Below are 24,421 nucleotides of genomic sequence, written 5' to 3'. Positions count from 1 at the left end.
GCCGGCCGGACCCGGTCCCGCTGTCGAGAAGGGACGTCGGATGAGAACCGCCCGCCTGCTCGTCCCCGTGGCGCTGCTCGCCGTTCTGCTGCCCCCGCCCGCGCCCGCCGTCGCCGGGCCCGCCGCGGCATCCGCGCCGGCGCCGGCCGCCGTCACGTCCGGCGCGTTCTCGGTGCTCACCTACAACGTCGCCGGCCTGCCCGAACCGCTGTCCGGCAGCAAGCCGGCGGTCAACACCCGGCCCATCGGCGAGCGGGTCAACGCGTACGACATCGTGCACGTCCAGGAGGACTTCAATTACCACGCGGACCTGTACGCCACCGACCGGCACCCGCACCGCACGCCGACCAGCGGCGGGGTGCCCATCGGCGACGGCCTCAACACGATGTCCAACTACCCGGTGTCGGACTTCGTCCGGGTCAAGTGGGACGACTGCAACGGCTTCGACTGCCTCACCCCGAAGGGCTTCAGCCGGTCCCGGGTCCGGCTCGCCGAGGGCGCCTTCGTCGACCTCTACGACGTGCACACCAACGCCGGCACGACCGAGGCCGACCTCACCGCCCGCCGGTCCAACGTCAGCCAGCTCTCCGCGTACGTCGCGGCCAACTCCGCCGGCAACGCGGTGATCGTGATGGGCGACCTGAACTCCCGCTACACCCGGGTCGGCGACAACGTCCGCGAGCTGCTGTCCGCCAACGGCCTCACCGACGCCTGGGTGCAGCAGGAACGCGGCGGGGTGCCCCCGGTGCTCGGCAGCCCGGCGTTGACCTGCGACCCGGCGAACGTCACCAACGCCTGCGAGGTGGTCGACAAGATCCTCTACCGGGGCAACCGGCTGGTCCGGCTCGGCCTGACCCGCTACCACAACGAGCACGCCCGGTTCCTGGACCCGGCCGGCGACCCGCTGTCCGACCACTACCCGCACGCCGCCTGGTTCGGCTGGACCCTGACCGACGGGCTGCGGGCCAGCGACACCTGGGGCGGCCCGTACGGCACCCCGTTCACCGACGCCGACCGGGTCGGCCCCCGGGTCACCGCCGTCTCGCTGCGCGGGGGCGCCCGCCTCGACCAGGTCGGCGTCGGCCTCGCCGGTGGCGCCACCCTCACCCACGGCGGCACGGGCGGCACCCCGGCCACCCTCGCCCTGGCCGAGGGCGAGCACGTCACCCAGGTCACCCTCACCCAGGGGAAGAAGGACGGCAAGCTGCGGATCTTCTCCGCCCGGTTCACCACCAACCTCGGGCGCACCCTCTCCGGCGGCACGCCGACCGCGGACGCGGTGACCTTCACCGCCCCGCCCGGCGGGCGGCTCGCCGGCTTCTTCGGCCGCTCCGGCAGCGAGGTCGACCAGCTCGGCGTGATCTGGGCTGTCGGGGCCGGGGGCTAGTCTTCCATGCGTGGCTGATCCCTCCACCTACCGTCCCGCGCCCGGCACGATCCCCGACTCCCCGGGGGTCTACCGGTTCCGCGACGGCACCGGCCGGGTGATCTACGTCGGCAAGGCGAAGAGCCTGCGCAGCCGGCTCAACTCCTACTTCGCCGACCTGTGGGGCCTGCACCAGCGCACCCAGCAGATGGTCACCACCGCCGAGTCGGTCGACTGGGTCACCGTCGGCACCGAGGTCGAGGCCCTCCAGCTCGAATACACCTGGATCAAGCAGTACGACCCCCGGTTCAACGTCCGCTACCGCGACGACAAGTCGTATCCGTACCTCGCCGTCACGGTCGACGAGGAGTTCCCCCGGTTCCAGGTGATGCGCGGCGCCAAGCGCAAGGGGGTGCGCTACTTCGGGCCGTACTCGCACGCCTGGGCCATCCGCGAGACGCTCGACCTGCTGCTGCGGGTCTTCCCCGCGCGCACCTGCTCGGCCGGCGTGTTCAAGCGCGCCGGCCAGGTGGGCCGCCCCTGCCTGCTGGGCTACATCGGCAAGTGCTCCGCGCCCTGCGTGGGCAGCGTCTCCGCCGAGGAACACCGGCGCATCGTCGACGGCTTCTGCGACTTCATGGGCGGGCGCACCGACACCATGGTCCGCCGGCTCGAACGCGAGATGACCGAGGCCAGCGAGGCGTTGGAGTTCGAGAAGGCCGCCCGGCTGCGCGACGACGTCGCGGCCCTGCGCCGGGCCATGGAAAAGCAGACCATGGTGCTCGGCGACGGCACCGACGCCGACGTGGTCGCGTTCGCCGACGACCCCCTGGAAGCCGCCGTCCAGGTCTTCCACGTCCGCGACGGCCGGGTCCGGGGCCAGCGCGGCTGGGTGGTGGAGAAGACGGAGGACCTGACCGCCGGCGACCTGGTGCACCACTTCTGCACCCAGGTGTACGGCGGGGAGCAGGGCGAGGCCGACGTGCCCCGCGAGCTGCTGGTCCCCGCCCTGCCCGCCGACGCCGACGCGTTGGCCGACTGGCTGTCGGGTCGCCGGGGCAGCCGGGTGTCCCTGCGGGTGCCGCAGCGCGGCGACAAGCGGTCCCTGCTGGAGACGGTGGAACGCAACGCCAAGGACGGCCTGGCCCGGCACAAGCTCAAGCGCGCGGGCGACCTGACCACCCGCGGCCAGGCGCTCGACGAGATCAGCGACGCGCTCGGCATGCGCACCGCGCCGCTGCGCATCGAGTGCTTCGACGTCTCCCAGATCCAGGGCACCGACGTGGTGGCCAGCATGGTCGTCTTCGAGGACGGCCTGCCCCGCAAGGGCGAGTACCGCCGGTTCATCGTCCGGGGCGCCACCGACGACCTGTCCGCCATGTCGGAAGTGCTGCGCCGGCGCTTCGCCCGCTACCTCGACGCCCGCGCCGAGACCGGCGAGCTGGGGGAGGAGACCGCCTCCGACCCGGACCGGCCGGGCATCGACCCGACGACCGGGCGGCCACGGAAGTTCGCGTACCCGCCGCAGTTGGTGGTGGTCGACGGCGGCGCGCCGCAGGTCGCGGCGGCGGCCCAGGCCCTCGCGGAGCTGGGCATCGACGACGTGGCGCTGTGCGGCCTGGCCAAGCGGCTGGAGGAGGTGTGGCTTCCCGACGACGAGTTCCCGGTCATCCTGCCGCGCACCTCGGAGGGGCTCTACCTGCTGCAACGGGTGCGCGACGAGGCGCACCGCTTCGCCATCACGTTCCACCGGCAGCGCCGCTCCAAGCGGATGACCGAGTCGGCGCTGGACAACGTGCCCGGGCTCGGCGAAGTGCGGCGCAAGGCGCTGCTGCGCCACTTCGGCTCGCTCAAGCGGCTCGCCGCCGCGTCGGTGGAGGAGATCATCGAGGTTCCCGGCGTCGGCCGGCGCACCGCCGAGGCCATCACCGCCGCCCTCAACCCGACCCCGGACGCGCCGCCCCCCGCGCCCCCCGAATCAGACACGCTGAGTAACGTCTAGTTCCCGTTCCCCAGCCTTGCCCGTCGCCCCGTCGCCCCGTCGCCCGTCGCGCGTCGCCCCGTCGCCCGTCGCGCGTCGCCCCGTCGCCCCGTCGCCCGTCGCCCGTCGCCCCGTCGCCCGTCGCCCGTCGCGCGTCGCGCGTCGCCCGTCGCGCGTCGCGCGTCGCGCGCAGATTCACGGAATCAGTGGCTATTCCGCGCGAGGAGGCCACTAATTCCGTGAATTTGCGCGGTGAGCTTGCCTTCGCAGGGCAGGCCGGGCGGTTGTCGGAGCGGTCAGGCTGGGTCCACGTCATGCGGGGGTGGGTCACCGGCATTGGTTACCCCTCGTCGCCGTCGCCCCAGCAGAGCCCGCCGATGCCGGCCGCGCTGTGGAAGCCGGGGTGGCCCGTGACGTCCATGCAGACCTCGTTGTCCGGGCCGATCCGGCCGCAGAAGACCGGCTCGACGTGGTTCCAGGCGTCGGCCCGCGACGGCAACGCGGCGCTCGCGGCCAACTCGGGGCGCAGGATCGTCAGCCCCTCCGCGTAGACGACCGCCTGGCCCCGGACCTCCCGCAGGTCGTTCGCCAGGTAGTTCAGGTGCAGCGTCCAGCGGCGAGGCATCCCGTACGCCCCCGGCGGGCGGCGCGGGACTCCAAGGACCCGGAGGGGCCTGCGCTCCTCCTCGATCGGGGCGCGTGGTCGTCGTTCGTCGTCGGCCTGCGGCGTGGCCTGCACGACTGACGCCCTCGGCGAGGTGGTCGCAGCCCTGATGCCGACGGCATCACCCACACCCGCTTAGATGGCCGGATGGCGGTACGCATCGACATCGAAGCCCTTCGGGACGCGGCCGGGTCCGCCGCCTGTGAAGCGGCGGACAAGTTCCAGGCAGCCGGTCAGCCGGTGGAGATCATGGCGGTCGGCGGGGGAGCGTCCTGCGTGATCCGGGAGGCCGGGCAGCCGCCGTACGAGGTCTGGGTGGGGGCCACGGCGGACGGCTTCACCGTCGAGTGCGACTGTCCGGCCGGTGAGGAACTGTGCGGGCATGCGGTGGCCCTCACTGCCGCTGCCCTGGAAGACGGATTCGCGTGGTCCTCGGCGGCCACCCCACCGTCGACCGTGGAGGTCGATCCCAGACTCGCCGAGCTGGGCGAACTCGCGCGCAGCATCCCCGCCCGGCGACTGGCGTTGCTGGTCGCCGAGTGGGCGGCCACGGATCGCGTGTTGGAGAACAGGTTGTTGGCGTACGCGGACCGGCTCTCGTCTCTCACCGCCGTCGAGTTGGATGACGCCTGCCAGACCATCGACAATCTCGCCCGCGAGGCGACCAGCGGCCACCGTTGGGACCTGCCCGACGTGGTGAAGGCTGGCCGGGCAATCGTCGAGGAGGTACGGGTGTTGGCCGAGCGACCGGCGACGGAGGGAAGCCTGCTGGTGGTCGAGCGGGCCGCCCGCGCCTGGGACGGCCTCGCGGGCTACCTCTACGACGCCTGGGAGACGTACGAGGATGAGCCGGGCGAGATCGGCGGCGCGTTGCGAGCGGCCCACGTCCAGCTTTGTGAGCAGGTGCAGCCGGACCCCGATGCACTGGTCGCCCGGCTGGCCGACATCATCGGATCAGCCGAGGTCGACTCCTGCCTTGACGAGCCGTGGGACTACCTCGGCGTGCTCGGCCGCGACCGCGTCAAGACGCTGCGGAGTCGCCGCTGACGGCCGTCACGATGCGCGTCGCGACCTCGACCCGGCTCTGTCCCGGCCGGTTCCCGCCGCTGGTGGCCGAGGCTCCGGTCACCAGCGGCGGCGTGCCGGGTCAGGCCCAGGGGGCCAGCGGATACCAGGGGATGATCTCGCGGCGGGCGAGCAGCCGTACGTCCCAGTAGAGGAACGTGAACGCGCCGGCGACGATGAACGCGACCGCGGTCAGCACCGCCAGCCGGGTCGGCCGCTCGGTGAACCACCGTTGCAGTCGGGAACCGGCGAGCCAGGCCAGCAGCAGGAACAGCACCGCCATGATGACGATGTTGCCGATGGACTGGAGCGTGAACGCCGCCGCCCCGTACAGCGGGTTGCCGCTCTCCGCGGCGTCGCGGAACATCTGCCGGAACAGCCCGAACGGCCGACCGATCAGGAAGCCTGCGATCAACACGCCCATGAAGATCATCGGGGCGTTGGGGTACCGGCGGGCGAGCCGGGCGAACGGGTCCCGCACCACACCGATCGAGGCCAGTCCGAGATAGACCATCACCAGCCCGATCACGCCGAAGACGACCATCGACTGGATGCTTCTCGGCGACAGGCCGCCGGGTGTGGTGGGGGCGGTGGAGAACTGCGGCATGGAGGTGCCGACGATGCCGACGATCGCGCCGTAGACGGCCGACACCGCGATCATGCCCACCGACATCCAGCCCAGCGGCTTCAGCGGCTGGACGAACCTGCTGAACCTGCCTCCGGTGGTGGTGCCGGTCAGCGGGGCGAGGGCGCCGAAGGCGGCGATGTTGCAGGCGGTGAACGTGCCGGCGATCCCGGAGACGAAGGCGAACACGATGCCCGCCGCGATCCCCTGGATCGGGGTCTCCTTGGCGTCGTGGCCGAGGAGGGTGTTGGCCACGTTGTCGCCGATGGTCTGGTCCACGAACTCCGCCGACCAGATCACGGTCAGCAGGAAGCCGCCGAGCACGCTGAGCAGGACGATCAGCGCCCGCCGTCGGGGGAAGTGCCCGTTGACGAAGGCGGACGTCCCCTCCTGCCCGGTGTCCGGCCGGAGCCCTGCCGGCATTTCGGGCCGTCGGGGGGAATTGTGGGTCTGCGTCACGCTGCGCTCCTCACGCTGGGGGGACGAGACCCGGGCGCGGGCGCGACGGCGACGTTGGCGACGACGCCCGGACCGGGAGGCCGGTGACCGCCGGCCGCGTGGACGCACCCGCCCAACCCACCGAAACGCAGTCGATTGACACGGATCAATGTCCAATCGCAGTGTGGCGCGGCTTTCCCCGACTGCCTTCTTCCATCGTGCCCAATTCCGCCACCCCCGCCCCCCGCCGCCCCCGCCGCCCCCGCCCCCGTCCCCGCCCGCCCCCCCGCAACCGCGATCTTGCACTTGCGGCCCTCGATATGTCGCTCATGCGCCCTATGCCTGGGCCGCAAGTGCAAGATCGGCGTGGAGCGGGGCTTGGGGTGGGGAGCCTGGGGTGGGGCGTGGAGCCGGGCGTGGGGTGGGGAGCGTGGGGTGGGTGGGGGAGCGGGGTGGGGTGGGTGGGGGCGTTGGGTGTGGGCTGCGCCGGGGGGCGGGGGTCGGCGGGATAGAGTCGCAGATTGGCCGTGCGCGGTCATCTCGACCGTGGCGTCACCCGTGGGGGAGTAGGCAGTGAACGAGGCGCGGACGCCCGAGGTTCCGGTGACCAGCGATCCGACATCGGAAGCGGAGACCACCCTGGTGGTGGTGACCGGCGTGTCCGGCGGTGGTCGCAGCACCGTGGCGCGGGCGCTGGAGAACGTCGGCTACTACGTGGTCGACAACCTGCCCCAGGCGCTGATGCTCGACATGGCCGAGCTGGCCGTCAAGGCCGGCGGCGCGGCCCGGCGTACCGCGATGGTGCTGGACGTCCGCTCGCGCGCCTTCTCCACCGACCTGGTCGGGGCGATCCGGGAACTGAAGGAGCGGGGCTTCTCCCCCCGGGTGGTCTTCGTCGACGCCGACGACGAGGTGCTGATCCGCCGGTTCGAGAGCGTCCGGCGCTCGCACCCGTTGCAGGGCGACGGGCGGCTCGCCGACGGCATCGCCGTGGAGCGGGGCCTGCTGGAGGAGGCCCGGGACCAGGCCGACGTGATCATCGACACCAGCCACCTGAACGTCAACCAGCTCCGCCGCCGGATCGAGGAGCTGTTCGGCGGCGAGGACAGCCGCCGGCTGCGGGTCACCGTGCTCTCCTTCGGCTTCAAGTACGGCCTCCCGCCCGACGCCGACTTCGTCCTCGACGCCCGGTTCCTCCCGAACCCGTACTGGGTGCCGGAGCTGCGCGAGCACACCGGCCGGGAGGAGGCCGTCAGCGCGTACGTGCTCGGCCAGGAGGGCGCGGACGCCTTCGTCGGCACGTACGCGGACCTGGTCAACGCCACCACCGCCGGCTTCGAGCGGGAGGGCAAGCGCTACCTCACCGTGGCGGTCGGCTGTACCGGCGGCAAGCACCGCAGCGTCGCCATCGCCGAGGAGCTGGCCGCCCGGCTGCGTCACGCCGGCCTCGCCGCCAAGGCCCAGCACCGCGACCTGGGGCGGGAATGACGCCGACGCGGGTGGTCGCGTTCGGCGGCGGGCACGGCCTGTCGGTGTCCCTGCGGGCGCTGCGCCGCTGCGCGCCCGAGCTCGACCTGGACATCACCGCCGTGGTCACCGTCGGCGACGACGGCGGCTCCAGCGGGCGGCTGCGGGCCCGGCGCGGCGGCCTGCCGCCGGGGGACCTGCGTCAGGCGTTGGTGGCCCTCGCCGGCGACCACCCGGCCACCAGGCGCAGCGCGACGCTGTTCCAGCACCGCTTCGCCGGCACCCCCGGTGACCCGGAGGACACCGACGACGGGATCGCCGGGCACGCCGTCGGCAACCTGGTCCTGTGCGGGCTGATCGAGCTGCTCGGCGACCCGGTCGCCGCGCTGGAACACGCCGGGGCGATGCTCGGCGCGGTGGGCCGGGTGCTGCCGATGTCCCGCCAGCCGGTCGGCATCGAGGCCCGGGTACGCGGCGTCGACCCGGCGTGCCCGGACGAGGCGCGCACGGTGAGCGGGCAGCACCAGGTGGCGGTCACCACCGGGCGGGTGGAGGCGCTGCGACTCACCCCGACCGCCCCGGCGGCCTGCGCGGAGGCCGTTGCGGCCACCGCCGAGGCGGACTGGTTGATCTTCGGGCCGGGGAGCTGGTACACCAGCCTGCTGCCGCACCTGCTGGTGCCGGGGCTGGCCGCCGCCATCGTGGCCAGCCCGGCCCGCCGGCTGGTCACCCTCAACCTGGCGGCGGAGAAGGAGACCCTCGGGCTCTCCCTGGCCGACCACCTGGCCACCCTGCGGCACTACCTGCCCGAGTTGACGGTGGACGTCGTGCTGGCGGACTCCAAGGTGGTGGGCGATCCCGGCCCCGTCGAGCGTGCGGCAGAATCGCTGGGTGCCCGGCTGCTCCTCGCCCCGGTCGCCGTCACCGACGGCGGGCCCCATCACGATCCGGCAGCCCTGGGCGCAGCCCTGGTGCCTGTCCTGGGCGCCGATCGTTAAGCACGTACGTAATCTCCGGCGACACGCCGGAACCGGTCCGTGAGGGGGCGCACAATGGCGATGACGGCTGCGGTCAAGGACGAGCTGAGCCGGGTCGACGTGCCCAAGCCCTGCTGCCGGCGGGCAGAGATGGCGGCGCTGCTGCGCTTCGCCGGCGGGCTGCACATCGTCTCCGGCCGGGTGGTGGTGGAGGCCGAACTCGACACCGGCGCGGTGGCCCGGCGGCTGCGCCGGGAGATCGCCGAGGTCTACGGCTATTCCAGCGAGATCCACGTGCTGGCCTCCGGCGGGCTGCGTAAGGGCAGCCACTTCATCGTCCGGGTGGTCAAGGACGGCGAGGCCCTGGCTCGGCAGACCGGGCTGCTCGACGTCCGGGGCCGGCCGGTGCGAGGGCTGCCCCCGCACGTGGTGGCCGCGAACGTCTGCTGCGCGGTGTCCGCGTGGCGGGGGGCGTTCATGGCGCACGGCTCGCTGACCGAGCCGGGCCGCTCCAGCGCCCTGGAGATCACTTGCCCCGGCCCGGAGTCGGCCCTGGCGCTGGTGGGCGCGGCCCGCCGGCTCGGCATCACCGCGAAGAACCGCGAGGTGCGCGGCGTGGACCGGGTGGTGGTCAAGGACGGCGACGCGATCGCCGCGCTGCTCACCCGGGTGGGAGCACACTCCAGCGTGCTGGCCTGGGAGGAACGCCGGGTGCGCCGTGAGGTGCGGGCGACGGCCAACCGGCTGGCCAACTTCGACGACGCCAACCTGCGCCGCTCGGCGCGGGCCGCGGTGGCCGCCGCCGCGCGGGTGACCCGAGCCCTGGAGATCCTCGCCGACGACGCCCCGAACCACCTCACGTCCGCCGGCCAGCTGCGCCTGGAGCACCGGCAGGCGTCCCTGGAGGAACTGGGCGCGCTCGCCGACCCGCCGCTGACCAAGGACGCCATCGCCGGGCGGATCCGCCGGCTGCTGGCGCTGGCCGACAAGCGGGCCCGTGACCTGGGCATCCCGGATACGGAAGCGGCCGTCACGCCCGACATGCTCGTGGTCTGATAGGACGGTGGCGGTAGGCGGACGGCGGCGCGCGCGGCGGCGGGCGCCGGCCCGCCCCGCCGCACGTCCCCGGGCCGGGACCCGGGCCGGGAACGCGAAGCGGATCACCACCCGGCGCAGCACGCCGCCACGCGCTCGGATAGGGTCGCTGCATACGGCAAGGGGGCCGGCACCGGCACTCCTCGCCGTGCTCACCGCCTCGGGCGGTCATGGTCCTGCGGACCGCGGCGGGGTGGCCGACATGAACTGTCAACGGCCGGCTCCAACGGCCGGCGCACATCACCTCGCCGGCCGAAGCTGACGCCGGCGGATCAGAACGCGAGGAGACGGGACCTGTGACCATCCGGGTTGGCATCAACGGCTTCGGCCGCATCGGCCGTAACTTCTTCCGGGCCGTGCTGGCGTCCGGCGCGGACATCGAGGTCGTGGCCGTCAACGACCTGACCGACAACGCGACGCTCGCTCACCTGCTCAAGTACGACAGCATCCTGGGTCGCCTGCCGCACGAGGTCAAGGCGACCGCCGACGAGATCATCGTGGGCGGCAAGGCCATCAAGGCGTACGCCGAGAAGGACCCGGCGAAGCTGCCGTGGGGCGAGGCCGGCGTGGACGTGGTCATCGAGTCCACCGGCTTCTTCACCGACGCCAACAAGGCGAAGGCGCACGTCGCCGGCGGGGCCAAGAAGGTCATCATCTCCGCCCCGGCGAAGAACGAGGACGTCACGGTCGTCATGGGCGTGAACCAGGACCAGTACGACCCGGCCAAGCACACGATCATCTCGAACGCCTCCTGCACCACCAACTGCCTCGCTCCGATGGCGAAGGTGCTGCACGACACGTTCGGCATCCAGCACGGCCTGATGACGACGATCCACGCGTACACCCAGGACCAGAACCTCCAGGACGCGCCGCACTCCGACCTGCGTCGCGCCCGGGCCGCCGCGCTGAACATCGTCCCGACCTCCACCGGCGCCGCGAAGGCCATCGGCCTGGTGCTGCCGGAGCTGAAGGGCAAGCTCGACGGGTACGCGCTGCGAGTGCCGATCCCGACCGGCTCGGCCACCGACCTCACGGTCAACGTCAACCGGGAAACCACGGTGGACGAGGTCAACGCCGCGCTGAAGGCCGCCGCCGAGGGCCCGCTCAAGGGCATCCTGGTCTACAACGAGGACCCGATCGTCTCCTCGGACATCGTCACCGACCCGGCGTCGTGCATCTTCGACGCGCCGCTGACCAAGGTCGTGGGCAACCAGGTCAAGGTCGTCGGCTGGTACGACAACGAGTGGGGCTACTCCAACCGCCTGGTCGACCTGGTCAAGCTGGTGGGTTCCTCGCTGTGAGTGCGAGGAGTGAGCTTGCGAGCCCCGCAGTCACGAACGGAGGGTTAGCTCGGTGACCATCCGCAACCTCGACGACCTGCTCGCCGAGGGGGTGACAGGTCGGCGCGTGCTCGTGCGCGCCGACCTGAACGTCCCACTCGACAAGCAGACCGGCGCGATCGCCGACGACGGACGGATCCGCGCGGTGCTGCCGACGCTGACCGCCCTGACCGGGGCGGGCGCGAAGGTCGTGGTGTTCTCGCACCTGGGCCGCCCGAAGGGCTCGCCCGACCCGCAGTTCAGCCTCCGCCCGGTCGCGGCCCGCCTCGGCGAGCTGCTCGACGCGCAGGTGCGGTTCGCCGAGGACACCGTCGGCGACTCCTCCCGGGCCACGGTCGACGCGCTCGCCGACGGCGAGGTCGCCCTGCTGGAGAACCTCCGCTTCAACAAGGGGGAGACCAGTAAGGACGACGCCGAGCGGGGCGCGTTCGCCGACCAGCTCGCCGCGTTGGGCGAGGCGTACGTCGACGACGCGTTCGGCGCGGTGCACCGCAAGCACGCCAGCGTCTTCGACGTGCCGGCCCGGCTGCCGCACGTCGCCGGCCGGCTGGTGCTGCGCGAGGTGGAGGTGCTGGCGAAGCTCGCCGGCGAGCCGGCGCGGCCGTACGTGGTGGTGCTCGGTGGCTCTAAGGTGTCCGACAAGCTCGCGGTGATCGAGGCGCTGCTGCCGAAGGTCGACCGGCTGCTCATCGGCGGCGGGATGTGCTTCACCTTCCTCAAGGCCCAGGGCCACGAGGTGGGCACCTCGCTGCTGGAAAAGGAGATGGTGGAGACCTGCCGCAACCTCCTGGAGCGGTCCGAGGGCAAGATCATGCTCCCGGTCGACGTGGTGGTGGCGGACGCCTTCGCCCCCGACGCGGCACACGACACGGTCCGCGCCGACGCCATCCCCAGCCACCGAGTGGGCCTGGACATCGGCCCGGAGACGGTGGCCGGCTTCGCGGCGGCCCTGGCCCCGGCGAAGACGATCTTCTGGAACGGGCCGATGGGCGTGTTCGAGATGCCGGCCTTCGCCAACGGCACCCGGGGCGTCGCCGAGGCGATCGCGAAGTCCGACGCGTTCAGCGTGGTCGGCGGCGGCGACTCCGCCGCGGCGGTCCGTGCGTTGGGGCTGGACGAGTCCGCCTTCAACCACATCTCCACCGGCGGCGGCGCCTCCCTGGAATACCTGGAGGGCAAGACCCTCCCCGGCATCGCGGCGCTGGAGGACTGATGGCAGTGATCAACCGCCGGCCGCTGATGGCCGGCAACTGGAAGATGAACCTCAACCATTTCGAGGCCAACGCGCTGGTGCAGAAGCTGGCCGCGAGCCTGACCGAGAAGCAGCTCACCGACGTCGAGTGCGTCGTGCTGCCGCCCTTCACCGACCTGCGCAGCGTGCAGACCGCGGTGGACGGCGACAAGGTGCGGATCGGCTACGGCGGGCAGGACCTGTCGCCGTACCAGTCGGGGGCCTACACCGGGGACATCTCCGGGACGATGCTGGCGAAGCTCGGCTGCACGTACGTGTTGGTCGGCCACTCCGAGCGGCGGCAGTACCACCACGAGGACGACGCGCTGGTCAACGACAAGGTGTCCGCCGCGCTGGCCAACGGGCTCACCCCGATCCTGTGCATCGGGGAGGGTCTGGAGGTCCGTGAGCAGCTCCGGCACGTGCCGCACTGCTGCGACCAGCTCGACGGTGCGCTGCGCGGGCTCAGCCGCGATCAGGTCACCAAGATCGTCGTGGCGTACGAGCCGGTCTGGGCGATCGGGACGGGCAAGACGGCCACCCCCGAGGACGCCCAGGAGGTGTGCGGGGAGGTCCGCAAGCGGCTGGTCGAGACCTTCGACCAGACGACCGCGGACCAGGTCCGGATCCTCTACGGCGGGTCGGTGAAGTCCTCGAACATCGCCTCGATCATGGCCAAGCCGGACGTGGACGGTGCCCTGGTGGGCGGCGCGAGCCTGGACGGCGAGGAATTCGCCAAGATCTGCCGGTTCCCGGAGCACATCACCCGCTGACGGCTCGCTATCCTTGACTCCGCCCGTCCGTCGGCCGGTGCCGCAGTGCCCGACCTGTCCGGGCGAGGATCGCTACGAGAGGACTGACCCCAGCCATGCCGATCTGGTTCGCATACACGTTGATCGTGTTGCTGGTCATCACGAGCGTCATGCTCACCTTGCTCATCCTGCTGCACCGCGGTAAGGGCGGTGGGATGTCGAGCATGTTCGGCGGTGGGGTCAGCTCCAGCCTCGCCGGCTCCTCGGTGGCCGAGAAGAACCTCGACCGCTACACGGTCCTGGTGGGCATCGTCTGGTTCGCCTGTATCGTCGGGCTGGGGCTCTGGCTGCGACTCCAGCTCAGCAGCGGGGCCTGAGAGCGAGCCCGCCGAGTCGTACAATCTGCGCGCGGTCCGTCACCGACGGGCCGCGCGCAGTTGTTTTTCCCGCTGCACCGCGTCGCCCGCCGCCCGCCCGAGCGGCGGTCCCCTCCGATGACAGGAGCGAGCAGCCGTGGCGAGTGGCAACCTGATTCGGGGTGCCCGGACCGGATCCGGCCCGGAACGCTTCAACGAGCGGCACGCGCCGGCCCCACGCCGGTCGGTCACCTACTGGTGCCGCAACGACCACCGGATCGACGTCCCGATCGCGGCGGATGCCGAGCCGCCGCCGCAGTGGGACTGCCCCCGTTGCGGGGTTCCGGCCGGCCAGGACCAGGGCAACCCGCCGGGCCGGGCGCGCCCGGAGCCCTACAAGACCCACCTGGCGTACGTGAAGGAACGGCGCACCCCGGAGGAGGGGGAGGCCCTGCTGGCCGAGGCCCTGGCCGCCCTGCGCCGCCGCCGGGGCCGGGCCTGAGCGCCGGGCCGGGCCTGAGCGGCCGAGGGCCCGGGCCTGAGTAGCCGGGGTAGGGCCTGAACGACCGGGCCGGGGGGCACCCGCCGGACACAAGGAAGGGCCCCCGCGGGGGCCCTTCCGGAGGGTTCAGCGCAGGCTGCGCAGCCGGGGCGGGATGTCGGCCGCCGCCGCCCGGTCCAGCAGCCAGAGGGTGCGCCCGACGCCCTGCGCCCCGGCCGCCGGGAGCTGCACCTGGCCGGCCCCGGCCAGCGCCATGGCGACCGCGCGGGCCTTGTCGGCGCCGCTGGCGACCAGCCAGACCTCCTCGGCGGTGTTGATCGCCGGGAGGGTGAGCGTGGTGCGCACCGGCGGCGGCTTGGGGCTGCCCCGCACAGCGCTGACCGGCCGGCTGTCGTGGTGCACGGGGTGCTCCGGGAAGACCGAGGCGACGTGCCCATCCTCGCCCACCCCGAGCATCAGCACATCGAAGTGGGGGAGCACGGCGTGCCCGGGGCGGGCCGCCCGGGCCAGCTCGGCGGCGTACCCGGCGGCGGCGGCCTCGGGGTCGGCCCCGGCCGGGCCGTCGGACGCCGGCATCGGGTGCACCCGGGCCGGGTCCAGCGGCAGCGCGTCCAGCAGTGCCGCCCGGGCCTGCGTCTCGTTGCGCTCCGGGTCCCCGGCCGGCAGGAACCGCTCGTCGCCCCACCAGACGTCGACCCGGGACCAGTCGACCGCGTCCCGCGCCGGCAGCGCGTCCACCGCCCGGTACACGGCGGCGGCGATCCGGCCGCCGGTCAGCACCATCGCCGCCTGGCCGCGATCCGCCTGCGCGTCGAGCAGCTTCACCAGCAACCGGGCCGCCACCGCCTGCGCCAGCAGTTCGGCATCGGCGTGGACGGCGACACTCGTCTCACTCATGTGTTGTGCCCTCGTCTCCGGACCGCCCTCGCGGTTCCTGTTCGTCGTGCCCGGGGGCCGGCGGCCCTCCGTCGCGCGTGCCCGCGGACCGGGCCGGCGGGCCGGACCCGGCCCGCCGGCGCCGTCGTCAGGGCCTCGCGCTGGTGCCGGTGTGGGCGGTGACCCCCGCCTCGGCCCGCTTCGCGGTCGCCGGGTCCTTCCAGACGTGCACCCGCTGGGCGGGCCGCTCGTCCAGCCCGGAGACACCGGCCATGGCACCCAACGCCTCGGCGTAGACCTGGTCGGCGTCCAGCCGACGCAGCTCCTCGGCCAACTCGTCACCGAGCGGCCGGCGCATCAGCGGCAACTGCCGGTCGTCCTGCCCGGTGCGCCGGAAGGTGGCCAGGCTTTCCTCCCGGGTCAGGGTGAGCACTTCGCCGTTGGCGCAGCTCAGCTGCACCTCCCGCATCCGGGGGGCCGCGTCGCTGGGCTCCCAGCGCGGGGTGATCCCGAGCCGGCTGCCCAGCCAGCCGCACATCAGCGCGGCCGTCGGGTCGGTCGGCGGGGCCACCACCCGGGCCTCGGTTACCCGGGCCTCCGTGGTGTCGAACGCGCCGGCCACCAGGGTGCGCCACGGGGTGATCCGGGTCCACGCCAGGTCGGTGTCCCCCGGGGCGTAGTCCCGGGCCCGCTGGCGTAGCGCCTCGATCGGGTCGGCGGCCTGCGCCGTGTCGGTGATCCGCCGGTCGGCGACCACGCCGAGGAAGTCCGTCGCGATCTCCGCCGCCGGCTCGCCGTGCCACCACGTCACCACCGGAACGTCCGGCACCAGCAGCGGCATCACCACCGACTCGGCGTGCAGCGCCAGCCGGCCGTACATCCGGGTGACCACCGCCTCGCACGGGCCGAGCCGGCCGCCGACGACGATCTCCGCGTCCAGCCGGTTGCGCTCCCGCTCGACGTCCGTGCGGACCACCACGAGCAGCCGGCACGGGTGGGCGGCGGCGGCGATGGTCGCTGCCGCCTCCGCCTCGCGGACCCGCTTCTCGTCGACCACCACGATCAGGGTGAGCGCCATGCCGCTGGCCACCCCGCCCGCGCTGCGCCGCTCCGCGGCGAGCGCCTTGACCACCTCGTTGCCGGTGGTGTCCCAGAGCCCGATCAATGGAACCTCCTGGTTCGCTCGCTGTGCCCGCTCACGCTCTCCGCCACGCCCGGCCCTCGCGGGCCAGCATCTCGTCGGAGGCCCGGGGGCCCCACTCGCCGGCCCGGTACGGCTCCGGCTTCGTGCCCTCCCAGGCGTGCTCCAGGGGGTCCACCACCGCCCAGCTCTGCTCGACCTCGGCGGCGTCGGGGAAGAGGGTACGGTCGCCGATCAGCACGTCCAGCACCAGCCGCTCGTACGCCTCGGGGCTGGACTCGGTGAACGCCTCGCCGTACTGGAAGTCCATCGCGATGTCGCGGACCTCCATCGTGGTGCCCGGCACCTTGGAGCCGAACTTCAGCACCACGCCCTCGTCCGGCTGCACCCGGATGACGAGCTGGTTGTTGCCGAGCATCTCCATGTCGGCCGCGTTGAACGGCAGGTGCGGGGCCTTCTTGAACATGATGGCGACCTCGGTCACCCGCCGGGGCAGCCGCTTGCCGGCCCGGATGTAGAACGGCACCCCCGCCCAGCGGCGGTTCTGGATGCCCAGCTCCACGGCCACGTACGTCTCCGTGGTGGAGTCCGCCGGGACGCCCTCCTCGTCCAGGTAGCCGACCGCCCGCTGCCCGGCGACCCAGCCCGGCAGGTACTGCCCGCGTACGGTGCCCCGGGAGACGTCCTTCGGCAGGGTGATCGCCTTGAGCACCTTCAGCTTCTCGGCCCGGATCTCGTCGGCGTCGAAGCTGGTCGGCTCCTCCATCGCCACCAGCGCCAGGAGCTGGAGCAGGTGGTTCTGGAAGACGTCCCGGGCGGTGCCGACCGAGTCGTAGAAGCCGGCCCGGCTGCCGATGCCGACGTCCTCGGCCATCGTGATCTGCACCGAGTCGACGTACTTGGAGTTCCACAGCGGCTCGAACAGGCTGTTGGCGAACCGCAGGGCCAGGATGTTCTGGACGGTCTCCTTGCCCAGGTAATGGTCGATCCGGAAGACGTCCTGCCGGGTGAACACGTCGTCGACGAGGTCGTTGAGCTCCTTCGCCGAGGGCAGGTCGTGCCCGAACGGCTTCTCCACCACCACCCGGCGCCAGCCGCCGCACTTGTCGTTGTCGGCCATTCCGGTGCGGGCGAGCTGCTTGAGCACCACGGGGAACGCCGCCGGGGGGATGGAGAAGTAGAAGGCCGCGTTGCCGTGGATGCCGTGGGTGCCGCGCAGCTCGTCCAGTGTCCGGTTGAGCTGGTCGAAGGCGTTGTCGTCGTCGAACGAGCCGCCGACGAACTTGATGTTGCCGGCCAGCCGGGCCCAGACCTCCTCCCGCCAGGGCGTCCGGGCGTGCTTCTTGGCCGCCTCGTGGGCCAGCGACTCGAAGTCGCCGTCGCCCCAGTCGCGCCGGGCGAAGCCCAGGACCACGAAACCGGGTGGCAGCAGCCCCCGGTTCGCCAGGTCGTAGACCGCCGGTAGCAGCTTCTTCCGCGCCAGGTCACCGGTCACCCCGAAGATCACCAGAGCGCAGGGCTCCGGGATCCGCGGCAGCCGCCGGTCCTGCGCGTCGCGCAGCGGGTTCACGCCGCCTCCTCGCTCCGCTGGTGTCACATCGTCCATCGTCAGGTTCGTAGTTGCCGGACCGCGTCGAGCAGCTGGGCCACTCCCGCCGACCGGTCGGTCAGGTGCAGCCGCAGCACCGGACGCCCCCGGCCGGCCAGGGCCTGCCGGTCGCCCGCAGCCTGGGCAGCCTGAAGTTCCCCGAAGGAATACGGCTTCCCGGGCACGTGCAGATCATTGTCGACGGTACCGGTCACCTGGAGGTAACGGCCCACCTGAGGACCACCCCTGTGGTACTGGCCGGTGGAATGCAGGAAGCGCGGCCCCCAGCCGAAGGTGACCGGCCGGCCGGACGCCTCGGCGAGCAGCGGACGCAGCCGGGCCGCGTCGGCGTCGGCGAGCCGGTCCAGGTACGCCAGCACGGCGAGGTAGCCGTCGCCGACGCCGTCGAGCAGGTGACGCAGCGCGCCGGCCAGGTCGCCGGGGCTGCCCGCCGGGGCGTACACCTCGATCGCGCCCGCGGTGGACGACGGCGGCTCCGCCGGCGCGGCCGAGGCCAGGACGCGTGCGGTGTTCTCCTTGCTCTCGGCGACGTTCGGCTGGTCGAACGGGTTCACCCCGAGCACCGCGCCGGCCACCGCCGTGGCGTACTCCCAGGCCAGGAACTGGGCGCCGAGCGGACCGTTGACCGCGACGTCCGGCGCGCACCCGCCGCCGGGGACGGCCCCGGGGGGCAGCGCCCCGCCGTAGCTGACGGTGAGCACGTCCGGGCCGGCGCCGCCGGGGGCGTCAGGGGACTCCAGCACGACCGGCAGGATGCCGAGGCCGGCCTTGCCGGTGGACTCGGCGAGCAACTGCTCGATCCAGTCGCCGAGCCCGTCGATCCCGGTGCCGTCGCCGATCAGGGCGATCTTGTCCCGGCCCCCGGTGGCCGCCGCGCCGAGCGCAGCGCCCAGCGCCAGGCCCGGGTTGTCGGTGTCCCGGGCCAGCGACTGCGACAGCGCCTCGGCCTGTTCGAGCAGCTCCGTCACCTCGACCCCGGCCAACGCCGCCGGCACCAGCCCGAACGCGGTCAGTGCCGAGTACCGGCCGCCCACCTGCGGGTCGGCGAGCACGGTGACCGCGCCCAGCTCGGCGGCGACGGACTCCAGCGGGGAGCCCGGGTCGGTGACCACCACGAAGTGCCGGCCGGCCTCCGCCTCGGTCAGCCCGGCGTCGAGGAACGCCTGGAGGTAGGCCCGCCGGTGGCTGTCGGTCTCCACCGTGCTGCCGGACTTGCTGGCCAGCACCACCACGGTGCGTTCCAGCCGGTCGGCCAGCGCCGCCCGGACCTGGCCCGGATCGGTGGTGTCCAGCACGGTCAGCGGCCGACCCAGGGTGCGGGTGATCACCTCGGGGGCCAGCGACGAGCCGCCCATCCCGGCGAGCACCACGTGGTCCAGGTCCGCCAGTTCGGCGGTCAGCTCGGCGAGCTGGGGGATCAGCTCCCAGCTGCGCCGGTGGGTGTCCAGCCAGCCGAGCCGGGCCCTCGCCTCGGCCTCGACCTCCGGCCCCCACAGCGTGGGGTCCTTCGCGGCCAGTCTCGCCGGGACGCCCCGGGTCACCAGGGCGTCCCGGGTCGACGCGGGCGCGGACCGGTCGACCGCATCCGCGCCGTGCACGACCAGCCCGGCGGACGCGTCCGCCGGGCCGGCGAGCAGGTCGCTCACGCGACCGTCCCGGGGTGGTGCCCCGGGGCGGCCACGTGAGCGTCGGTCACGCGTTGCCCCCCGCCTGCTGGGCGGCCTGCGCGTTGCCCTGCGCGGCCTGGCCGGGCCGCCCGGTGCCCTGGCCCGCCGCGGCGAGCGACTTGCGCACCCCGTCGAGCAGCTCCAGCCAGCTCGCCTCGAACTTCTCCACGCCCTCCCGCTCCAGGACGGCGATGACGTCGGACATGTCGACGCCGACGGCCGCCAGGTCGGTGAAGACCTTGCGGGCCGCGTCGTACGCGCCGGTGATGGTGTCGCCGGGGGTCTCACCGTGGTCGGCGTACGCGTGGATGACCGACTCCGGCATCGTGTTGACCGTGCCGGGGGCGATCAGCTCCTCGACGTAGATGACGTCCCGGTAGTCCGGGTTCTTCGTCGAGGTGGACGCCCACAGCGGGCGCTGCGGGTGGGCGCCCGCGTCGGCCAGGGACTGCCACCGGTCGGAGGAGAAGACCTCGCCGTAGCGCTCGTACGCGAGCTGGGCGTTGGCGACGGCGGCCTTGCCGCGCAGCGCCTTGGCCTCGTCGGAGCCGATCTTCTCCAGCCGCTTGTCGACCTCGGAGTCGACGCGGGAGACGAAGAACGACGCCACCGAGCCGATCTTGGACAGGTCGTGGCCGTTGGCCCGCGCCTGCTCCAGGCCGGCGAGGAACGCCTCCATCACCTGCGAGTACCGGTCCAGGCCGAAGATCAGCGTGACGTTGACGCTGATCCCCTCGGCCAGGGTCGCGGTGATCGCCGGCAGGCCCGCCTCGGTGGCCGGGATCTTGATGAACAGGTTCGGCCGGTCGACCAGCCACCACAGCGCCTTGGCCTCGGCGACCGTCTTGTCGGTCTCGTGGGCCAGCCGCGGGTCCACCTCGATGGAGACCCGGCCGTCGACGCCGTGGCTGGCGTCGTACGACGGTCGCATCACGTCGCACGCCCACCGCACGTCGTACGTGGTGAGCATGCGCACCGACTCCTCCACCTCCACCCCACGGGTGGCGAGGTCGCGCAGCTGCCAGTCGTACTCGTCGGCGTCGGCGAGCGCCTTCGCGAAGATCGTCGGGTTGGTGGTCACCCCGACCACGTGCTTCTCCCGGCGGAGCTGGTCCAGCCCGCCGGAGCTGAGCCGCACGCGGGAGAGATCGTCGAGCCAGACCGCCACCCCGGCGGCGGTGAGCTTGCTAATCCTGTCCGTCATGCCGTCCACGCTCCCCTCAGTTGCCGGTCGTGAAACCGGTGATGTCGCCCACCCGGGTCAGCGCCGCGTGCGCGGCGGCCACGATCCGGTCGGGGGTGAACCCGAACTGCTCGAAGAGCACGGAGTGCGGGGCGCTCGCGCCGTAGTGCTCAAGGCTCACGCTCTCGCCGGAGTCACCGACGATCCCGCGCCAGGACATGCCGATGCCCGCCTCCACGCTCACCCGTGCCTTTACCCCGCGCGGCAGGACCGACTCCCGGTACGCCTCGTCCTGCGCGTAGAACCACTCCTGGCACGGCATCGACACCACCCGGGTCGGGGTGCCGTCGGCCTCCAGCCGCTCCCGGGCGGTGAGGCAGAGCTGTACCTCGGAGCCGGTCCCGACGATGATCACCTGCGGCTTGCCGTTGGACGCCTCGGCCAGCACGTAGCCGCCCTTGGTGACGCCCTCGGCGCCGCCCAGCGTCGAACGGTCCAGGGTCGGCAGGGCCTGCCGGCTCAGCGCCAGCGCGGTCGGCCGGTCGGTGTGCTCCAGCGCCTGCCGCCATGCCCACGCGGTCTCGTTGGCGTCGGCCGGCCGGACCACGTCCAGGCCGGGGATCGCCCGGAGCGCGGTCAGGTGCTCCACCGGCTGGTGGGTCGGGCCGTCCTCGCCGAGGCCGATCGAGTCGTGCGTCCAGACGTAGACAACCGGCAGCTTCATCAGCGCGGCGAGCCGCACTGACGGGCGCATGTAGTCGCTGAACACCAGGAAGGTGCCGCCGTACGGGCGGGTGCCGCCGTGCAGGGAGATGCCGTTGAGGATGGCGCCCATGGCGTGCTCGCGGATGCCGAAGTGCAGCGTGCGGCCGTACTCGTGGCCCGGGAAGTCCTTGGTCGCGTGCGCCGCCGGGATGAACGACGGCTCGCCCTTCATCGTGGTGTTGTTGCTCTCCGCCAGGTCGGCCGAGCCACCCCACAGCTCGGGCAGCACCGGGGCGAGGGCCTCCAGCACCTTGCCGGACGCGGCCCGGGTGGCGACGCCCTTGGCGTCGGCCGGGAAGGTCGGCAGCGCCTCGGTCCAGCCCTCCGGCAGCACCCGCTGGGACATCCGGTCCCACAGCGCCTTGCGCTCCGGGTTGGCCTTCGCCCAGCCCTCGTACGCCTTCTCCCACTCCTGCTGGGCCTGCGCGCCGCGCTCCAGCACCCGGCGGGCGTGGCCGAGGACCTCCTCGTCGACCTCGAAGCTCTGGGCCGGGTCGAAGCCGAGGAGCTGCTTGGTGGCGGCCACCTCGTCGGCGCCCAGCGCCGAGCCGTGGATCTTGCCGGTGTTCTGCTTGTTCGGGGCGGGCCAGCCGATGATGGTGCGCAGCGCGACGAACGAGGGGCGGCCGGTCTCGGCCTTCGCCGCCAGCAGCGCCCGGTGCAGCGCCTCGACGTCCTCGTGGTAGTCGCCCTGGTCGGCGTCGCCGGTGCGCCAGTCGACGGTCTGCACGTGCCAGCCGTACGCCTCGTAGCGGGCCGCGACGTCCTCGCTCTTGGCGATGCGGGTGTCGTCCTCGATCGAGATCTCGTTGTCGTCGTAGATCACCGTGAGGTTGCCGAGCTGCTGGTGCCCGGCGAGCGCGCTGACCTCGTGGCTGATGCCCTCCTCGATGTCACCGTCGGAGACGATGCACCAGATGTCGTGGTCGAAGACCGACGCGCCCGCCTCGGACTCCGGGTCGAACAGGCCGCGCTCGCGGCGGGCCGCCATCGCCATGCCGACCGCGTTGCCCAGGCCCTGGCCGAGCGGGCCGGTGGTGGTCTCCACGCCCGGGGTGTGCCCGTGCTCCGGGTGGCCCGGGGTGAGCGAGCCCCACTGCCGCAGCGCCTTGAGGTCGTCCAGGGCCAGCGGGTAGCCGGAGAGGAAGAGCTGGATGTAGAGGGTCAGGCTGGAGTGGCCGGCGGAGAGCACGAACCGGTCCCGGCCCGCCCAGTTCGGGTCGGTCGGGTTGTGCCGGATCACCCGGTTGAACAGGAGGTACGCCGCGGGGGCGAGGCTCATCGCCGTACCGGGGTGGCCGTTGCCGGACTTCTCCACGGCGTCCATGGCCAGCACGCGGACGAGGTCGACGGCCCGGCGGTCGAGGTCGGACCAGTTGAGTGCGGGTTGCTCGGGTCGGTTGGCAGCCACGATGGTTGTGCTCCTCGGCAGTTGGGCGGAACCCTCACTGATGACCCTATCGAGCGGCCCTAAACCTGCGCCCGGGGATCTCTGCACGCCAGGCCGTGCGGTTCCGAACTTCCACCGGGGTGTGACGACCCGCACCGTTGTCGGGTCGCGCGGGCAGCCAAAACGACGACGCGTAGTGTGTGGATCGGTGTGTGGACCCGGACGGGTCCGACCGACCCAACCCCCCTGCCGACGCCGGAAGGTGGCTATCCGTGAGCATGATCACCGAGCGCCCCGTCAGCAACCCTGCCGGGCAGCCGCCGGTGCGCACGGTGGCCGAGACGCCGGCGGCGTCCCGGCGGGACGTCCGGGCGGTGGTCTCGGCGTACGTCTCGCTGACCAAGCCCCGCATCGTCGAGCTGCTGCTGGTCACGACCGTCCCGGCGATGATGCTGGCCCAGGGGGGCCTGCCGTCGCTGTGGCTGATGGCGGTGGTGCTGGTGGGCGGCTCGCTCGCCGCCGGCGCGGCCAGCGTGCTCAACTGCTACATCGACCGGGACATCGACCAGCTCATGCGGCGCACCAAGCGCCGCCCGCTGCCGACGCACATCGTCTCGCCGCGCAGCGCGCTCACCTTCGGGCTGGTGCTGGCGGTGATCTCGGTGACCCTGATGGCCGCGTTCACCAACTGGCTGGCCGCCGGGCTGACGCTGGCCGCGATCGCCTACTACGACCTGGTCTACACGCTCTGGCTGAAGCGGACCACGCCGCAGAACACCTTCTGGGGTGGCGCGTGCGGCGCGGCCCCGGTGCTGATCGGCTGGGCCGCGGTGACCGGCTCGCTGGCCCCGGCGGCGTGGGCGTTGTTCGCGGTGGTCTTCTTCTGGCAGATGCCGCACTTCTACCCGCTCGCCATGAAGTACAAGGCGGACTACGCCCGCGCCGGCATCCCGATGCTGCCGGTCGTCGCCTCGACCCGCCGGGTCAACGCCGAGATCATCGGCTTCGCCTGGCTGACCCTGCTCTCCTCGCTGGCCGTCTGGCCGCTCGGGATGAGCGCCATCTACGGCGTCACCGCGCTGGTGTCCGGCGGGGTCTTCGTGTACGAGGCGCACAAGCTGTGCCGCCAGGTGGCCCGGGGCGGGGCGGTCAGGCCGATGCGACTGTTCCACTGGTCGTACGTCTACCTGACCATCCTGTTCGCCGCCGTCGCCGTGGACGCCCTGATCTAGACGCGGTCTCCGCGAGGGCGCGGGCCGGGGCCGTTCGGGTCCCGGCCCGCGCCGTATCACCGCCCGGGCCCGGCGGTCCGGCTCCGGCGGTCCGGGTTACGCCGGCCTTCCGGGTCGCTCCGACAAATCATCATCGTTGATGAGTTGTCCACCTTTGGTGACCTATCGGAATGATTTTCGCCCTGAGTCGGGTTCACTCAACTCAGGTAACAACGGGTGACTTTGTCGCTGAGTTATAGGAGTTTAAGTCGGATAAATCCGCGCAAAGCGCCTGTGGGCTTCCTTAAACGGTCGGGTAATGGGTATCACAAATAGTTCATGGTTCTGGCACCTCAGAAGGGAACTCTGCTTAGGCTTCGCGTCATGGCAGAAGGTTCCGATACGACGCTGGCGGCTCAGCAGACCGTCGCCGACCAGACCCCCAACGGTCTGGTCGCGGGCATCAAGTCCTTCGCCGCCGGGCACGGCGGGGCGAAGGCGGTCATCGAGTACGTCGGCAAGCGCGGCGCGCGCATCGTCCTCGTAGGCTCCGACGGGGCCTGGGGCGACCAGTTCGCGGAGGACACCGGCGTCGCGCGGGAGGCGTGCGCCAGGGCGGGAGTCACCGTCGAGAACGCCTGGGAGCGCGAGCTGATGGACCAGATGCGTCCGAGCAACGACCTCTGGCGGTCGATGGCCCGGCGCGCGATGGCCCGTTGA

Annotated in this window: 21 protein-coding genes; 14 read left to right on the top strand and 7 right to left on the bottom strand. The window is 72.5% G+C overall.

Going from position 1 to position 24,421, the window contains the following annotated elements:
• Window positions 1-40: 40 nt before the first annotated feature.
• From ACH4T9_RS10530 to ACH4T9_RS10515, 4 genes are all read left to right on the top strand, one after another.
• Complete coding sequence (locus ACH4T9_RS10530; protein ID WP_396670831.1) at window positions 41-1,387, top strand: jacalin-like lectin; 1,347 nt, start codon at window positions 41-43, stop codon at window positions 1,385-1,387.
• Window positions 1,388-1,397: 10 nt separating this feature from the next.
• Window positions 1,398-3,368, top strand: a complete 1,971-nt coding sequence (gene uvrC, locus ACH4T9_RS10525; RefSeq protein WP_396670830.1) for an excinuclease ABC subunit UvrC — start codon at window positions 1,398-1,400, stop codon at window positions 3,366-3,368.
• A gap of 301 nt (window positions 3,369-3,669) precedes the next feature.
• The gene (locus tag ACH4T9_RS10520) at window positions 3,670-4,092 is read left to right on the top strand and encodes a DUF397 domain-containing protein (protein WP_396686827.1); all 423 of its coding nucleotides are present in this window, start codon (window positions 3,670-3,672) and stop codon (window positions 4,090-4,092) included.
• Window positions 4,093-4,158: 66 nt separating this feature from the next.
• Window positions 4,159-5,058, top strand: coding sequence for a hypothetical protein (locus tag ACH4T9_RS10515; protein ID WP_396670827.1), 900 nt, complete (start codon window positions 4,159-4,161; stop codon window positions 5,056-5,058).
• A gap of 100 nt (window positions 5,059-5,158) precedes the next feature.
• On the opposite strand, the gene ACH4T9_RS10510 is transcribed toward ACH4T9_RS10515, so the two are convergent.
• On the bottom strand, window positions 5,159-6,160 hold the full coding sequence (locus tag ACH4T9_RS10510) for a hypothetical protein (protein ID WP_396670826.1): 1,002 nt from the start codon (window positions 6,158-6,160) through the stop codon (window positions 5,159-5,161).
• Window positions 6,161-6,712: 552 nt separating this feature from the next.
• Here ACH4T9_RS10510 and rapZ point away from each other — a divergent pair.
• The 8 genes from rapZ to ACH4T9_RS10470 all read left to right on the top strand — a co-directional run bounded on the left by rapZ (window position 6,713) and on the right by ACH4T9_RS10470 (window position 13,859).
• Window positions 6,713-7,627, top strand: a complete 915-nt coding sequence (gene rapZ / locus ACH4T9_RS10505; protein ID WP_396670825.1) for an RNase adapter RapZ — start codon at window positions 6,713-6,715, stop codon at window positions 7,625-7,627.
• The gene (yvcK, locus tag ACH4T9_RS10500) at window positions 7,624-8,604 is read left to right on the top strand and encodes a uridine diphosphate-N-acetylglucosamine-binding protein YvcK (RefSeq protein ID WP_396670824.1); all 981 of its coding nucleotides are present in this window, start codon (window positions 7,624-7,626) and stop codon (window positions 8,602-8,604) included. Before rapZ ends, yvcK begins: the two co-directional genes overlap by 4 nt.
• A 54-nt stretch (window positions 8,605-8,658) precedes the next feature.
• Window positions 8,659-9,639: a DNA-binding protein WhiA gene (gene whiA, locus ACH4T9_RS10495; RefSeq protein ID WP_350888106.1), complete on the top strand. Its 981-nt coding sequence runs from the start codon at window positions 8,659-8,661 to the stop codon at window positions 9,637-9,639.
• Between the two features lie 335 nt (window positions 9,640-9,974).
• A complete protein-coding gene (gene gap, locus ACH4T9_RS10490; protein ID WP_396670823.1) occupies window positions 9,975-10,979 on the top strand; it encodes a type I glyceraldehyde-3-phosphate dehydrogenase in 1,005 nt (334 codons plus the stop codon).
• A gap of 52 nt (window positions 10,980-11,031) precedes the next feature.
• Window positions 11,032-12,231, top strand: a complete 1,200-nt coding sequence (locus ACH4T9_RS10485; RefSeq protein WP_396670822.1) for a phosphoglycerate kinase — start codon at window positions 11,032-11,034, stop codon at window positions 12,229-12,231.
• Window positions 12,231-13,022 carry a triose-phosphate isomerase gene (gene tpiA / locus ACH4T9_RS10480; protein ID WP_396670821.1) on the top strand — a complete coding sequence of 264 codons (792 nt, stop codon included), beginning with the start codon at window positions 12,231-12,233 and terminating at the stop codon, window positions 13,020-13,022. The genes ACH4T9_RS10485 and tpiA overlap by 1 nt, the downstream gene beginning before the upstream one ends.
• 95 nt (window positions 13,023-13,117) lie before the next feature.
• Window positions 13,118-13,378 carry a preprotein translocase subunit SecG gene (gene secG, locus ACH4T9_RS10475; protein ID WP_396670820.1) on the top strand — a complete coding sequence of 87 codons (261 nt, stop codon included), beginning with the start codon at window positions 13,118-13,120 and terminating at the stop codon, window positions 13,376-13,378.
• A gap of 136 nt (window positions 13,379-13,514) precedes the next feature.
• A complete protein-coding gene (locus ACH4T9_RS10470; RefSeq protein ID WP_396670819.1) occupies window positions 13,515-13,859 on the top strand; it encodes an RNA polymerase-binding protein RbpA in 345 nt (114 codons plus the stop codon).
• A 126-nt stretch (window positions 13,860-13,985) separates the two neighbouring features.
• Here the strand turns inward: ACH4T9_RS10470 and pgl are convergent, their stop codons facing one another.
• The 6 genes from pgl to tkt form a co-directional block, all read right to left on the bottom strand.
• Entirely contained in the window at window positions 13,986-14,756 is a 771-nt protein-coding gene (gene pgl, locus ACH4T9_RS10465) for a 6-phosphogluconolactonase (protein ID WP_396670818.1), read from the bottom strand.
• Between the two features lie 127 nt (window positions 14,757-14,883).
• Window positions 14,884-15,900: a glucose-6-phosphate dehydrogenase assembly protein OpcA gene (locus ACH4T9_RS10460; protein WP_396670817.1), complete on the bottom strand. Its 1,017-nt coding sequence runs from the start codon at window positions 15,898-15,900 to the stop codon at window positions 14,884-14,886.
• Between the two features lie 31 nt (window positions 15,901-15,931).
• The gene (gene zwf / locus ACH4T9_RS10455; RefSeq protein WP_396670816.1) at window positions 15,932-17,482 is read right to left on the bottom strand and encodes a glucose-6-phosphate dehydrogenase; all 1,551 of its coding nucleotides are present in this window, start codon (window positions 17,480-17,482) and stop codon (window positions 15,932-15,934) included.
• 2 nt (window positions 17,483-17,484) lie between these two features.
• A complete protein-coding gene (locus ACH4T9_RS10450) occupies window positions 17,485-19,131 on the bottom strand; it encodes a glucose-6-phosphate isomerase (protein ID WP_396670815.1) in 1,647 nt (548 codons plus the stop codon).
• A 46-nt stretch (window positions 19,132-19,177) separates the two neighbouring features.
• On the bottom strand, window positions 19,178-20,356 hold the full coding sequence (tal, locus tag ACH4T9_RS10445; protein ID WP_396670814.1) for a transaldolase: 1,179 nt from the start codon (window positions 20,354-20,356) through the stop codon (window positions 19,178-19,180).
• Window positions 20,357-20,372: 16 nt separating this feature from the next.
• Window positions 20,373-22,511, bottom strand: coding sequence for a transketolase (tkt, locus tag ACH4T9_RS10440; protein WP_396670813.1), 2,139 nt, complete (start codon window positions 22,509-22,511; stop codon window positions 20,373-20,375).
• Between the two features lie 251 nt (window positions 22,512-22,762).
• Between tkt and ACH4T9_RS10435 the strand changes: the two genes are divergently transcribed.
• A complete protein-coding gene (locus ACH4T9_RS10435) occupies window positions 22,763-23,722 on the top strand; it encodes a heme o synthase (RefSeq protein ID WP_396670812.1) in 960 nt (319 codons plus the stop codon).
• A gap of 363 nt (window positions 23,723-24,085) precedes the next feature.
• Window positions 24,086-24,421, top strand: a complete 336-nt coding sequence (locus ACH4T9_RS10430) for a hypothetical protein (RefSeq protein WP_387023893.1) — start codon at window positions 24,086-24,088, stop codon at window positions 24,419-24,421.

It is taken from the genome of Micromonospora sp. NPDC020750 (assembly GCF_044334565.1).
Lineage (GTDB): Bacteria > Actinomycetota > Actinomycetes > Mycobacteriales > Micromonosporaceae > Micromonospora.
The sequence above is the reverse complement of the archived record's forward strand: the minus strand, read 5'-3'. Positions and strand labels throughout refer to the sequence as shown.